The sequence below is a fragment of the Halobacillus kuroshimensis DSM 18393 genome (genome assembly GCF_000425705.1).
Lineage (GTDB): Bacteria > Bacillota > Bacilli > Bacillales > Halobacillaceae > Halobacillus > Halobacillus kuroshimensis.
This window is the reverse complement of record NZ_AUDY01000008.1, coordinates 1078926-1092393: the sequence shown is the minus strand read 5'-3', so window position 1 is coordinate 1092393 and position 13468 is coordinate 1078926. Positions and strand designations below refer to the sequence as shown.

The 13468-nt window shown below is 46.5% G+C and carries 13 protein-coding genes; 11 read left to right on the top strand and 2 right to left on the bottom strand.

Annotated features, from left to right (window positions below):
• Positions 1 to 44: 44 nt before the first annotated feature.
• Complete coding sequence (locus tag H615_RS0107630) at positions 45 to 779, top strand: AAA family ATPase (RefSeq protein ID WP_035531610.1); 735 nt, start codon at positions 45 to 47, stop codon at positions 777 to 779.
• A 187-nt stretch (positions 780 to 966) separates the two neighbouring features.
• On the opposite strand, the gene H615_RS0107625 is transcribed toward H615_RS0107630, so the two are convergent.
• Both H615_RS0107625 and H615_RS22035 read right to left on the bottom strand, forming a co-directional pair.
• Entirely contained in the window at positions 967 to 1473 is a 507-nt protein-coding gene (locus H615_RS0107625) for a peroxiredoxin family protein (protein WP_027954589.1), read from the bottom strand.
• A gap of 117 nt (positions 1474 to 1590) precedes the next feature.
• The gene (locus H615_RS22035) at positions 1591 to 1740 is read right to left on the bottom strand and encodes a YjcZ family sporulation protein (protein WP_084163045.1); all 150 of its coding nucleotides are present in this window, start codon (positions 1738 to 1740) and stop codon (positions 1591 to 1593) included.
• A gap of 168 nt (positions 1741 to 1908) precedes the next feature.
• Here H615_RS22035 and H615_RS0107615 point away from each other — a divergent pair, with 168 nt between their 5' ends.
• The 10 genes from H615_RS0107615 to H615_RS0107565 all read left to right on the top strand — a co-directional run bounded on the left by H615_RS0107615 (position 1909) and on the right by H615_RS0107565 (position 13206).
• Positions 1909 to 2742: a DUF2268 domain-containing putative Zn-dependent protease gene (locus tag H615_RS0107615; RefSeq protein ID WP_027954588.1), complete on the top strand. Its 834-nt coding sequence runs from the start codon at positions 1909 to 1911 to the stop codon at positions 2740 to 2742.
• A 126-nt stretch (positions 2743 to 2868) separates the two neighbouring features.
• Positions 2869 to 3114, top strand: coding sequence for a stage VI sporulation protein F (locus H615_RS0107610; RefSeq protein ID WP_027954587.1), 246 nt, complete (start codon positions 2869 to 2871; stop codon positions 3112 to 3114).
• Positions 3115 to 3314: 200 nt separating this feature from the next.
• Positions 3315 to 3755, top strand: a complete 441-nt coding sequence (locus tag H615_RS0107600; RefSeq protein ID WP_027954586.1) for a GNAT family N-acetyltransferase — start codon at positions 3315 to 3317, stop codon at positions 3753 to 3755.
• A 145-nt stretch (positions 3756 to 3900) separates the two neighbouring features.
• Positions 3901 to 4272, top strand: a complete 372-nt coding sequence (locus H615_RS0107595; RefSeq protein ID WP_027954585.1) for an ArsR/SmtB family transcription factor — start codon at positions 3901 to 3903, stop codon at positions 4270 to 4272.
• A 24-nt stretch (positions 4273 to 4296) separates the two neighbouring features.
• Positions 4297 to 6834, top strand: a complete 2538-nt coding sequence (locus H615_RS0107590) for a heavy metal translocating P-type ATPase (protein ID WP_027954584.1) — start codon at positions 4297 to 4299, stop codon at positions 6832 to 6834.
• Between the two features lie 196 nt (positions 6835 to 7030).
• Positions 7031 to 8617, top strand: coding sequence for a M4 family metallopeptidase (locus H615_RS0107585; RefSeq protein ID WP_027954583.1), 1587 nt, complete (start codon positions 7031 to 7033; stop codon positions 8615 to 8617).
• Between the two features lie 807 nt (positions 8618 to 9424).
• Positions 9425 to 10270: an ABC transporter ATP-binding protein gene (locus H615_RS0107580; protein ID WP_027954582.1), complete on the top strand. Its 846-nt coding sequence runs from the start codon at positions 9425 to 9427 to the stop codon at positions 10268 to 10270.
• Complete coding sequence (locus tag H615_RS0107575) at positions 10221 to 11171, top strand: iron-hydroxamate ABC transporter substrate-binding protein (RefSeq protein WP_027954581.1); 951 nt, start codon at positions 10221 to 10223, stop codon at positions 11169 to 11171. The genes H615_RS0107580 and H615_RS0107575 overlap by 50 nt, the downstream gene beginning before the upstream one ends.
• A 26-nt stretch (positions 11172 to 11197) precedes the next feature.
• Positions 11198 to 12199 (top strand): FecCD family ABC transporter permease, encoded by a 1002-nt coding sequence (locus H615_RS0107570; RefSeq protein WP_027954580.1) that lies wholly within the window; start codon positions 11198 to 11200, stop codon positions 12197 to 12199.
• Positions 12196 to 13206, top strand: a complete 1011-nt coding sequence (locus H615_RS0107565) for a FecCD family ABC transporter permease (RefSeq protein WP_027954579.1) — start codon at positions 12196 to 12198, stop codon at positions 13204 to 13206. The genes H615_RS0107570 and H615_RS0107565 overlap by 4 nt, the downstream gene beginning before the upstream one ends.
• Positions 13207 to 13468: the final 262 nt, after the last annotated feature.

Below are 13468 nucleotides of genomic sequence, written 5' to 3'. Positions count from 1 at the left end.
ATCAGAAAGGGGGACATCCCGTGGCAAAATTATCGAGCAATGATATGTATATCCGATCCCTTCAATTGTTAAGAGAAAAGGTTCCATCCTTTCAATCCTATCCTTTTCATTTACCTGTGCTGAGGGAATTAGACGAACTTCAGTTCCATCCTAATGTCACGTTCATCGTAGGTGAGAATGGAATGGGGAAATCCACACTGCTTGAAGGAGCGGCTGCAGCCTATGGGTTTAATCCGGAAGGCGGGACAAAGAATTTCAATTTCTCCAGCTATGATTCCCACTCTCACCTTGATGAGTACCTGCGCCTTGTCAAAGGGATAAAAAAACCGGACGATCAATTTTTCTTCAGAGCAGAAACGTTCTATAATGTAGCAACAAATATTGAGGATATGGATAGTGATCCAATGGGAGGGGGGAAGGTTATTGATTCCTTTGGCGGTACCTCCCTGCATGAGCAGTCCCATGGAGAGTCTTTTTTTGCTGCCTTCAATCATCGTTTCTTCGGAAAGGGGCTGTATATTCTGGATGAACCTGAAGCTGCCCTCTCTCCATTGAGGCAGCTTTCGATGCTCTCGAGAATTCATGATCTTGTAGAGAATGAATCCCAGTTCATCATATCCACCCACTCCCCGATTCTTATGGCTTATCCTCATGCTGATATTATTCAGCTTACAGAGGAAGGATCCCGGAAAGTCGGGGTTGAAGAAACGAGCCATTACCACATTATGAAACAGTTCATCGAAGATCGGGAACGATTGTTTTATCACCTGCTGCAATAAGGAAGACCGGTGCGTTCAGCACCGGTCTTTTTGTCGATACAGTACGTTCTAGAATAAAAGCGGATAGAGTCCGTTGTGCATGGACCATAATACAGCAGCAGATCAAGGATAGAAAAAGGCTGACGGAAATATTCCCGTCAGCCGCAGGACCAGTGCTTTTCTCACCGGTCGTATAGGAAAAGGTCTGTTATTTCAGGTTGCTTCGGATATACTTAACGATTTTACGGATTTCATTTGGGTGTGGCCGGCCGAACGGGCTTGTCTGACGCTGTTGATACAAGACTTTCCCCTGATCATCTGTCAGAAAGTAGGCCGGTTCTCCATGAGTACCGTGATCTTCATATGGCGCCTGCTCATCATGATAATGGACACCGTAGGAAGAAAGGAATTCCAGGTTCTCATCAATAAGAACAGGGAATGTGAAATCATGCTCTTCCACCATTTTCTCAAGAGCTTCCTTATCGTCATGCGTGACAGTTATGAGGCGGATGTTATGTTTGTCGAAATAGTCTCTGCTGTTTTGGAATTCATCAAGTTCACTCATGCACGCCGGGCACCAGGAACCGCGGAAATAGACGATGAGGTTCCAGTTTTCCCCTTCTTCTTTTAACGTGTCTGAGAAGCTGAAGGTTTCCCCGGACACGGTTGGTAGTGTGAAATCAGGTGCATCTTGGTTTAATTTGAATGTAGTCAAAGTTGGACACTCCTTTTCTATTTCATTCCTAGTCCTATACCCTTTTCATACTGGATATAACATAAAATGATAGGAAAACAGGAAAGCGGGTGCCTGCGATGGGCACCCGCTGGTTGATCAGCAGACGAAAGCTGCTCCAACGATAATCAAGAGAATGAACAATACAACAATCAATACGAAACCGCCGCCGGATCCGTATCCGCCGTATCCATAACCACAGCCATAGCCGCCGAAACCACCAGGGTATCCACCATATCCAAAGCCCATTGAGGAAAACTCCTTTCTGACATGAATTGAGGATGGTTCCTCTACACTGATAGCATATGTCCAGGTCTGAATCATGCGTGTGCGGTTGTCTACCTCACCAGGGATTCACATACGTTTAAAGTTGATACATATACTTGTACAAAAGTTAAGCTGAAGTGGGGGATAGGCATGGGCGTGGTGCCGACGGCGGAATCAGTGGAACGGTTTTGCAAGGCTGCAGCGAAAAGCAGAGCGGATGCAAACGAAATACAGCGAAACATGTTATGCAGGGCGGAGGACCATCCGTTTCCAGAGTTTACAGAAAAGGAGATCCAACGGCTTCTCCATTTCTATGGATTGTTCAAGCCTGAAAACTACCAAAGAGCAGAAATGTTGGTGAAAGAGTGGAAGGAGCACCAGTTATATTCGCGTCTGGAGAAGGAATTCAAGCGTCTGAAAAAAATATGGCGCGGTCCTGATGTCCCCGTCTATTTGTATCCTTTTCAAGAAACGGGAGGTCTCTTCGGAAAACGAGGAAGAGGTGGAGCAGCTTTCAAAGAAGCCTTATATATCTTTTATGGCGCACCTTCAGAAAAGGACGACTGGAAAGCTGTACTTGCTCATGAGTATAACCATGTCTGCCGCCTCCACCAAGGGTCCTATTCATTAAATAAGGTCACACTTCTGGATTCCCTTATCATTGAGGGTTTAGGAGAATACGCAGTCCTGCAGCTCTATGGGGAAGGATACACCGCACCGTGGACACAAAGGTATTCCGACAGGCATTTGAAGCAGATCTGGAAAAAGAAATACCTTCCTTCCATCTATTTGAGAGGTCAGGAGAAGCATATGGATTATTTGTATGGCAGTCAAAGGCAGGGACTTCCGAAGTGGGCCGGATACCAGCTGGGCTACCGGATGGTGGAGTCCTACCATAGGTCCCACCCGGAAGAAACGATGCTTTCCCTGCTGCAAAAGAGTGCAGCAGAAATCTATCATGGTTCCCTTTTTACTGACAAGTAGTTAAAAAAACGCTCCGTGGCTGCTCCATGGAAGGAATCAAGGAAACAGGGACAGATGCATATACGGCCTTTCTTTTCTGCACATAGGATATGTATGAATCTTATGAATGGAGGAGGAGGGTTCTCGTTGTTTGATAAATTTGAAAAAAAGACAGGCGTCAAAATGGATGAAGTCTTTAAGCTGGCACAATCCCTGCAGGGGGCAAACTTTAAAGATGAAAAAACCATTCGTAACGTAATTAAGAAAGTATCTTCCCTTGCCAATCGTCCGGTATCCAGGGAGAAAGAAGATATGATCGTCAAGGCTATTCTTGATGGCAAAGTACCGAAAGACATGGCTTCTATGGAGAAAATGATGAAGAAGAAAAAGTAAAAGGAAAACCTTTATCTGGCATGATCGTACCGGATGAAGGTTTATTTTTTTACTTTTTTCTTTGTTACAATGAACAAAAGGAGAGTGAATCGTATGAAGTCGATCATATGGATGATGGTCATCTTATTGGTGATTGTCGTAGGAAGCATGGTCTGGTTCATGGTTGCAGCAGGGTCTTGAAATGCAGGAGGAGGGGAAAGGTGAAAGGGTACAAAATCATAGAAATGAAAACGGACTCTGATATCCGTTCTGTTTTTCCAGTCATGCAGGAGCTGCGTCCCCATTTAAGTGAGCAGAGTTATGTAGAACTTGTTCAAGAGGCCGTCTCTGTGGATCGTTATCACCTTTATGGATTATGGAACGATGGAGTGCTTGTGGCTGCTGCAGGTTTCAAGCCGATGACGACGCTGTACTACGGCCGGTTCGTATGGGTATGTGATTTAGTCACGACTGCCGGAGCACGCTCTTCTGGATGGGGAAGCATCCTTCTGCAGTTCATTGAAGGATGGGCCGAGCGGAACGGATTTACAAGCATCGCTTTATCTTCAGGACTCACAAGACAAAGAGCTCATAAGTTTTACGAGAAACATATGCAGTACGACAAAGTGAGTGCGGTATTCCGGAAGCAGCTTGATACATAAGATCGGTTTTGCGATGAAACCAGGGAAAAACTGTCTCTAGAGAGGCAGTTTTTTCATTCTAATCTTCGTTTGAATGTTGACGCGTGAAAGCGTAAAGCATATGATGAGTATATAATCAAACATGTATTTGAATGAGGTGGACAGAATGCCTGAAGAGGTAATGAAAAAGCAAGCCAAAGATACGTGCGATATCTTCTGTTACGATGAGGCGCTTGTTCAGCGCGTGCGGCCTCAGGTGGAGCGGGTGTCCGGGGTGGAGCAGATTTTTAAAGCTCTGTCCGATCCGACACGCATGAAAATCGCCTACGCTCTGACCCTGGAAGATGAGCTGTGCGTTTGTGATGTGGCGAATATTATTGGATCGACAACCGCTACGGCCTCTCATCATTTGCGGCTCCTGCGTAATATGAATCTTGCTAAGCATAGGAAGAAGGGGAAGCTCGTCTTTTATTCCCTGGCTGATGAACATGTCCGGCAATTAGTATCGATCGCCTTGCTGCATAACGAACATGAGTGATGTTACAGAATGGAGATGGGGTTAATGAGTACGAACGAAAAAGATATACAAAATAGCTGTTGTTCCGGAAGTAACGAGCGAAACCCCGGAGTGATCCAGTCCGGATCTTCCTGCTGCTCGAAAGAGAATCCCAGCAGGAGAGTTGAGGAAAATTCCTGCCCTTCCAATCAACGAAAAGAGGAGCGGGAAAACGTATGCTGTGAAACCAGTGAAGAAGAGGAAGATGAGGATTCCAGTCCATCGGCACCTCCGACACAGCTTGTGGAATACCAGGTTAAAGGTATGGATTGTCCGTCGTGTGCCGCAACGATTGAAAAAAGTCTCCGAAAAAAAGAGGGTGTTCAATCTGTTTCCGTCCATTATGGTACGGCTAAAATGGCTGTGGGCGGGGAAAACCAGGCTGTTTATGATCAAATTCCTCACCAGATGAAAAAGCTGGGATTTGAAGCCGAGCCTCTTCAAACCGGCAGGGAGATGGAAACGTATAAAGTTGAAGGGATGGACTGTGGTTCGTGTGCCGCAACCATTGAAAAGCACCTGTCAAATCACCCCAATGTTCAGGATGTACGCGTGAATTTTTCCACAGGTAAGCTTCATGTCCTTCACACGATAAAACCTGAAGAAATCATGAGGGAAGTCCAAAAATCGGGTTTTGAAGCTTATCTTGAAAAAGGGGATTCCTCTAAGGAGAGACAAAGAACTGCTCGAAGATCTTTCCCTTCTGCTGCAATATCGGGGGCTCTTCTTGCCCTGGGCTTTATCGGGACCTTCACGTCGCTGTCTGCTGAATGGGTGACGGCTTTCTATGCGCTGGCCATTGCAGTGGGAGGGTGGAAACCGTTAAGAAGTGCCTTCTATGCTGTGAGAAGCGGCTCGCTTGATATGAACGTGCTGATGGCTTCCGCGGCTCTTGGAGCAGCCCTGATTGGGGAATGGTTCGAAGGAGCTATGGTCGTCTGGTTGTTTGCATTAGGGAATTCCCTTCAAAATCGATCGTTGGAAAAAACGAGAGATTCGATTCGCAGCTTAATGAACATAGCTCCAGCTGAAGCGTTGGTGAAAGAAGGCCGTCAGTGGGTCAGCAAAGCTGTTGAAGAGGTATCGATCGGGGAGGTCATCGTTGTCAAGCCGGGGGATCGCGTCCCTTTGGATGGAGAGATCATCCAAGGAGCTTCCAGCTTGAACCAGGCACCCATTACAGGTGAATCTCTTCCTGTTGATAAGCAGGAAGGAGATTCAGTTTATGCCGGGACGATTAATGAGAGTGGTTCTTTGGAAGTTCGTGTAACGAAACGATCCGAAGATACAGCCATCGCAAAAATCATACATCTGGTTGAAGAAGCACAGGAAAAGAAAGCTCCTACCCAGGCGTTTGTAGACCGATTCGCAGCTGTTTATACACCAATTGTGTTTATGCTGGCTCTTTTAGTGATGGTGATCCCTCCGTTGTTTATAGGAGGATCATGGGGTGAATGGCTTTATAAAGGGATTTCCCTGCTTGTTGTTGCCTGTCCGTGTGCCCTGGTGATCTCCACACCGGTTGCGATCGTATCGGCTATTGGTAATGCAGCCCGGCAGGGTGTACTGATCAAAGGTGGAACATTCCTAGAAAAAGCGGGTGCCATCCAAGCTATTGCCTTTGATAAAACCGGTACCCTGACAGAAGGTAAACCGAAAGTAGCGGATGTTATTGCTCTTAATGGGGAAAAGGAGAATCTGATCAGGATTGCTGGGACGATCGAAGAATATTCTACTCATCCGATAGCGGCAGCCGTATCTTCCTATGCATCAGAACGGCATATATCAACAGCCCACGGGAGTGATTTCCGTACACTGCCTGGCAAAGGGGCCCAGGCCCGGATTGCCGGGACTGTCTATTACGCAGGGAATCCGAAATTGTTCAGAGAAATGGGAGTCGATCTGGGTCAATTGGAAAATCAATTGGATCAGCTTGAGTCAGAAGGGAAAACCCTCGTTCTTATAGGTACGGAAAAAGAAATCCAAGGAATCATCTCTGTCGCTGACTCTATCAGGGAAATCACGATCCGATCGATCCAATCCTTGAAAAAATCCGGATTAAAAGAACTGGTTATGCTTACGGGAGATAACGAGGGGACCGCCAGGCGGATAGCAGCAGAAGCAGGTGTGGACCGTTATTTTGCTGATTTGATGCCGGAAGATAAAACTAAAGCGATCGAGAAACTGCAGGAGGAAGGGAAACAAGTGGCTATGGTAGGGGATGGGATTAACGATGCTCCTGCTCTTGCTTCCTCAGATCTCGGTATTGCGATGGGCGGTGCAGGCACGGATACAGCTATGGAAACAGCTGACGTTGTTCTGATGGCGGATAATCTGGAAATGCTGCCTCATACGATACGATTGAGCCGGAAAGCCTTGACCATTATCAAACAGAACGTTTGGTTCTCCCTGCTTACAAAACTAGCGGCGCTCGTTTTGATTTTTCCAGGTTTCTTAACTTTGTGGATGGCTGTGTTAAGTGATACAGGTGCTGCTCTGATCGTCATTCTCAATAGTATGAGACTGCTTCGCAAAAACGCATAAATCGAAGGAAATCCCGGATGAGAAATCCGGGATTTTTTATGGTTGATGAGATATTCGTTAGTTGAACCGCAGAAATATTCCCAAGTTCGATGAAAAAAGACAATCTTAAACGGTTTTAAACCCTCTTACTTTCACAATTTCATTAACTGAAAATTATGATATATTGTAAATGTGCTAGATAAATAGGAGGGATTCGATGAATTGGAAATCAGTAATGGCTACCTTTGTGCTGGGTACGAGTCTTGTGTCTGGCGGGACACTCGCTCATGCTGAAACAGGCAAAGATGTAAAAGAGGTACCGAACGCATCGGAGTTTATGCAGAAAGAATGGCAGACGAAAAATGTCAAATCAGAAAAAGGGATCCAGGAATTCTTTAAGCAGAACGCGAAAGACTTTCAGCTGAACCCATCCAAAGATTTGAAACTGGTGGATGCAGAAACCGATGAACTTGGAATGAAGCATTACACATACCAACGGGTGATTGAGGGAATTCCTGTCGCTGATTCAGAAGTCGTGGTACATACCGATAAGAACGGGACTGTTACAGCTGTGAATGGTGAATTTCATATGGATGCACCTGACAAGCTTGAAGAAAAACGAAGAGTAAGCAAGACAAAATCGTTGATGATTGCTTGGAAGCACATTGACGTGGATCGCAGTGAAGCGGATAAAGTCCAGAAAAGTGATGTAGGTGAAGATTTTGAAACGTTAACGGAAAACACGGACCTTGTTGTGTTCAATGGTGAACAGGGTTACACGCTGGCTTACCAAGTGGAGCTTCAGTTTGCTCAGCCTTATCCTGCCAATTGGAAGGTTTATATTAATGCGGAGTCAGGAGAAGTGTTGAAAGCTGCCAACGCTGTCCACGAAGCTACAGGTACGGGAACAGGTGTATTGGGAGATACGAAATCACTTAACACCTACGCGTATAACAACACGTACTACTTATATGATACGACAAAGCCAATGAGCGGCGTTATTGAAACATTTGATAACTATGGTGGGCAATTTAGTAATCTACCAGGAAGCTATGTTACCGATTCTGGTAACACATTCACAAGCGAAAGACAGAAAGCGGCTGTAGATGCTCATTACTATGCTGGAGAAGTTTTTGATTATTTCTATGATACATTCGGTCGTGAAAGTTATGACGACCAGGGATCCAATATCCGTTCCACCGTCCATTATGGTTCGAATTACAATAACGCAGCCTGGACAGGGAACCAGATGATTTATGGGGATGGGGATGGCAGTACGTTCACATATCTTTCCGGTGCTGACGATATCGTCGCTCATGAATTGACTCATGCTGTGACAGATACAACCGCTGACCTTGTGTATGAAAATCAGCCGGGAGCGTTAAACGAATCATTTTCAGATGTATTTGGATATTTCGTGGATTCGGAGGACTGGCTGATGGGTGAGGATGTGTATACACCAGGGCGTTCCGGAGATGCGCTCCGTTCCATGTCCAATCCGAATGCCTACGATCAGCCGGATCATATGAATGAATACCGGAACCTTCCAAATACAGAAGCTGGAGACTGGGGCGGCGTCCACATTAACAGCGGAATTCCGAACAAAGCTGCATACTATACCATTAACAGCATTGGGAAATCGAAAGCAGAAAAAATATATTATCGTGCCCTTACCGTTTACCTGACACCAAACAGCAACTTCTCCAGTGCCAAGCAGGCGCTTGAGCAGTCAGCCCAGGATCTGTATGGATCTTCAACAGCCAGCGCTGTTACACAGGCTTGGAATAATGTAGGAGTCAATTAAGAAGAGGACCAAAAGAAGCAGAGCCACAGCTCTGCTTCTCAGCTTGTAGAGAAACCCCTGTTTCTTTACAAGCTTTTTTCTTTCTTACCGCCAGGAGCGAAAGCCCCTTCCCTTTCCGCGGACGAGCGTCCGAGCTTCCTCGCAAAACCCACGCTCGGCGATCTCGGACCACTCGTTCTTCCGCAGGAGTGGAAGGGGCACCGCTCCTTGGGCGTTCTATAAAATCGAAAAAGACTCTCCTTCACCCCGCTCATCCTTGCTGGATGGAGGAGAGTCTTTTTCATATTCCGGTAGACAGCCGTCATCAGCGCTTGTTCTTTCCCTTTTTCTTTTCCACGTGAGCGGCCATAGCGCAGCCCGTGCCGTTCTTTTGAATCTGCTTAGTGCACAATCTCTCTCCTCTATAATCTAACGTCGGAGCGAGGAGCGTTCGGTTGTGATGCCTGCGGGAACAGCACGGGCCGGAGATCCACTTGGGCAGGCGCGATCTTCCTGACCAAGTCAGCTTTAGGCGTGTCCGCCATTCATCCACCAAAAATTGGATTGTGACCCTTCATACGCCAAATGGACAACTCTAACTGGTTAACACAGACTTTTTCTACAGCCAAAGAAGCAGAGCCACAGCTCTGCTTCTTTTTTTATGGAAAATACAAAATAGGATCGTATTTTTTCATGGAATGGGTATTTTCGCACATTTGAGAGGGAATGAAGCGTTGACAAATTTCTCAGCAGCACGTAGTATAATGTACGAGAGTGAGAATCATTATCACTGTTAAATGGTTTAAATGTTCGAAAGGGGTCCTTATTATGACACGTCTACATACGGATGGTCTCCATGTGGGCTACGAGGATAAACTCATTGTAGAGGATATGACACTGGAAATTCCGGAAGGGAAAATAACGACGATTATTGGGGCCAATGGCTGTGGAAAATCCACACTGCTGAAATCGATTGCACGTATCATTCCTAAACAGGAAGGCAGCATTTATCTGGACGGTGAGAGTATCCATAATCACCCGACGAAGGAACTGGCGAAAAAGATGGCGATTCTTCCTCAATCTCCGGAAGGTGCTCCAGGATTGACAGTCGGTGAGCTTGTATCGTACGGACGCTTTCCTTATCAAAAAGGATTCGGCCGTCTATCGAAAAAAGATCGGGAGGTCATTGACTGGTCGATCGAAATGACAGGAATGATGGAATTTAAATACCGGCCCGTGGATGCCTTGTCGGGTGGACAGCGGCAGCGGGTATGGATTGCGATGGCTCTGGCTCAGGAAACAGATTTAATCCTGCTTGATGAACCGACGACCTATCTTGATATGGCACACCAGCTGGAAGTTCTAGAACTGCTGGAACGGCTGAATAAAGAGGAAGGGCGTACGATTGTCATGGTGCTTCATGATGTCAACCAGGCTGCCAGGTTTGCTGATCACCTGATTGCATTGAAGCACGGGCGAATCATAAAAGCTGGATCCGGACAGGAAGTCATTCATAAAAGCGTGTTAAGAAGCGTCTTTCATATTGATGCTGAAATCGTTGCGGACCCTCGAACAGGAAAACCTATTTGTTTGACATACAACTTATTAAAGGGAGATAGAAATCATGAAGAAAATCTGGCTGATCGGTCTCTTGTCACTGCTGCTCATTCTTAGCGCCTGCGGTGGTGGAGAAACAGAAAACGAAAATACAGGGAATGAAAGCGATGACGATACACAAACCGAAGAGACGAGCTCTGATTCAGAAACAAGAGTGTATGAGTCAGAAAACGGTGAAATTGAAGTTCCTGCTGATCCGGAGCGCGTTGTTGTCCTTTCGTCCTTCGCAGGAAATGTCCTTTCGCTGGATACGAATATTGTAGGGGTGGACGCATGGTCTAAAGGAAACCCGTTGTTTGAAGAGGATCTTGCGGATGCAGAAGAGCTTTCCGATGAAAGCCTTGAGAAAATCATCGAGCTTGACCCGGATTTGATTATCGGGCTGGCGAACACGAAAAACACGGACAAGCTGAATGAAATTGCTCCGACTGTCACCTACACATATGGGAAGCTCGATTATTTGGAACAGCATGTGGAAATCGGGAAACTTCTGAACAAAGAAGAGGAAGCCCAGCAGTGGGTGGATGAATTTAAGGAAAAAGCCGGTGAAGCAGGCACAGAAATCAAAAATGAAATCGGTGAAGATGCGACGGTCACTGTATTCGAAGAGTTTGATAAGCAGCTTTATGTCTTCGGAGATAACTGGGCACGCGGAACAGAAATTCTCTATCAAGAGATGGAACTGAAGATGCCTGAAAAAGTGAAGGAAATGGCACTGGAAGATGGTTTCTATGCGATTTCTCCGGAAGTGCTCTCAGACTATGCCGGGGATTACATGATTTTCAGTAAGTCCGATGGTGCAGACAGTTCCTTCCAGGAAACCGAAACGTACAAGAACATTCCTGCTGTAGAGAACGATCAAGTGTTTGAAGCAGATGCCGAGGCTTTCTACTTCAATGATCCCATTTCACTGGAACACCAGCTCAGCTTCTTTCAAGAGAAGTTTTTGAACGAATAAACCTTTGGTAGAAAAGATGAGACTTTATGCAGACTTTTTCATTAAAGCAACTATATAAATTCATAATTGGAATCGCCGTCCTCATCCTTTCTTTCTTTGTCGCCATGACATTTGGGGCGGCGGACACCACCTTTAAGCAGGCGTGGGCTTCCATGACGACCAGTTCGCTGGACTCGACTACGACGATGTTAAGGGAAATTCGTCTGCCGCGGGAGATTGCTGCAGCCCTGGTAGGGGCAGCGCTGGCGGTGTCAGGAGCGATTATGCAGGGGTTGACCCGAAACCCTCTTGCTGATCCGGGTCTGCTTGGTTTAACCGCAGGGGCAAATGCTGCTCTTGCGGTTACACTTGCTTTTTTCCCTTCTACGAATTACATGGGAATTATGCTGGCCTGTTTCATTGGAGCGGCAGTCGGAGTGGTTCTTGTGTTTGGAATCGGTTCAGCTAAACGAGGCGGTTTTTCTCCGTTCAGGATTGTACTTGCCGGAGCTGCCATCTCTGCGTTTTTGTTCGCTGTGGCCGAAGGTGTAGCCCTTTATTTCAAAGTGTCCAAAGATGTATCCATGTGGACGGCCGGCGGATTGATCGGAACGTCCTGGAGTCAGATACAGCTGATTGCTCCCATTGTATTCATCGGGATCATTGTTGCTGTTCTGCTGGCACGTCAGCTGACGATTATCAGTTTGAACGAAGAAGTGGCCGTCGGACTCGGGCAGAACATCCTGACTGTAAAAATTATATTATTCATCGTCATTACCCTGCTGGCCGGAGCAGCGGTGGCGCTTGTCGGAAACCTTGCCTTTGTCGGCTTGATGGTGCCCCATATGGTCAGACCGATCGTGGGTAATGATTACAGAATGGTGCTTCCGATGTCCGCTTTGTTCGGTGGGGCTTTCCTTCTCCTCGCGGACACATTGGCCCGGATCATTAACGCCCCTTATGAGACACCTGTTGCAGCGATTGTTGCTGTACTCGGTCTACCGTTCTTCCTCTTTGTTATACAAAAAAAGGGGAGTGCATTCTCATGATTCATCCTTCCGTCTTGAAAAAACAACGTCTATATCTGATCCTGCTTTCTCTCTTAATTGTAGCAACCGCTGTAGTGGGACTTGGCCTTGGATATTCCTCCGTTTCCTACGATCGGATTCTTCCAACGATCCTCGGGAACGGCGAATTCAAAGAGGAATTTGTTTTATTTTCGATTCGTCTTCCCCGGATGATCATAACGGTACTGGCGGGGATGGCCCTTGCTTTATCCGGCGCTATTCTTCAAGGGATCAGCCGCAATGATCTCGCGGATCCGGGAATTATTGGAATCAACGCCGGGGCAGGGGCTGCTGTTGCGCTCTTCTTTTTGTTTGCCCCCATTGATGCAGGCTCTTTCGTTTATATTCTTCCACTGATCGCATTCGGGGGAGCAATGATTACGGCCTTGGGAATTTATTTGTTTTCCTATAATAAACGGACCGGTTTTGAGCCTGTACGATTAGTGCTGGTCGGTGTCGGATTTTCCATGGCTCTTTCCGGTTTAATGATTATTCTCATATCATCAGCACCAAGGGAGAAAGTGGACTTTATATCCAAATGGCTGGCAGGAAGTATCTGGGGCACAGACTGGCCTTTCATCCTTGCGCTGCTGCCATGGATCATCGTTTTGATTCCATTTGCGCTTTGGAAAAGCAACGTTATGAACATACTAAACACAAGTGAACCGGTTTCCATCGGTGTTGGTCTTCCGCTTAAGAAAGAGCGTTTTATTATGTTGATGACCGCTGTAGCTCTTGCTGCTTCGGCTGTATCCGTTACCGGAGGGATTGCGTTTGTCGGTTTGATGGCTCCCCACCTGGCCAAAGTACTGATCGGTCCGAGAAGTCAGCTGTACCTGCCTTTGAGTATCCTGATAGGAGGATGGCTCCTGTTGTTTGCTGACACGGTCGGGAGAAACATCGCAGAACCTGACGGGATTGCTGCCGGAATTATGACCGCGCTGATCGGAGCCCCTTATTTTATTTATCTATTATTGAAGAAGTCTTGATAACCTGTTTCCTATTGAGGGACATCAATTACCATTCGGAAAAGTATGGAGGTCTCCCGGTAACTAGAACGAGGACTCACCAAATGCTTGTCTTGAAGAAAGGGAGATTTTCTGAAGTACAGAAAGTCTCCCTTTTTATATTTTAGAGTCGTAGGGCAGCCGAATGTCCCTTCGATCACTTGAAAACGGGCTGTAAGACACGTAAATGGATGTACATGTACAGGAGAGTGGCTTCGGCTGCTGTCCGTTATACAAAAAACGC

Coding starts and splice junctions, on each gene's coding strand:
- H615_RS0107585 (WP_027954583.1), top strand. CDS start 7,031: ATGAATTGGAAATCAGTAATGGCTACCTTTGTGCTGGGTACGAGTCTT.
- H615_RS0107590 (WP_027954584.1), top strand. CDS start 4,297: ATGAGTACGAACGAAAAAGATATACAAAATAGCTGTTGTTCCGGAAGT.
- H615_RS0107570 (WP_027954580.1), top strand. CDS start 11,198: ATGCAGACTTTTTCATTAAAGCAACTATATAAATTCATAATTGGAATC.
- H615_RS0107575 (WP_027954581.1), top strand. CDS start 10,221: ATGAAGAAAATCTGGCTGATCGGTCTCTTGTCACTGCTGCTCATTCTT.
- H615_RS0107615 (WP_027954588.1), top strand. CDS start 1,909: ATGGGCGTGGTGCCGACGGCGGAATCAGTGGAACGGTTTTGCAAGGCT.
- H615_RS0107580 (WP_027954582.1), top strand. CDS start 9,425: ATGACACGTCTACATACGGATGGTCTCCATGTGGGCTACGAGGATAAA.
- H615_RS0107630 (WP_035531610.1), top strand. CDS start 45: ATGTATATCCGATCCCTTCAATTGTTAAGAGAAAAGGTTCCATCCTTT.
- H615_RS0107565 (WP_027954579.1), top strand. CDS start 12,196: ATGATTCATCCTTCCGTCTTGAAAAAACAACGTCTATATCTGATCCTG.
- H615_RS22035 (WP_084163045.1), bottom strand. CDS start 1,740: ATGGGCTTTGGATATGGTGGATACCCTGGTGGTTTCGGCGGCTATGGC.
- H615_RS0107595 (WP_027954585.1), top strand. CDS start 3,901: ATGCCTGAAGAGGTAATGAAAAAGCAAGCCAAAGATACGTGCGATATC.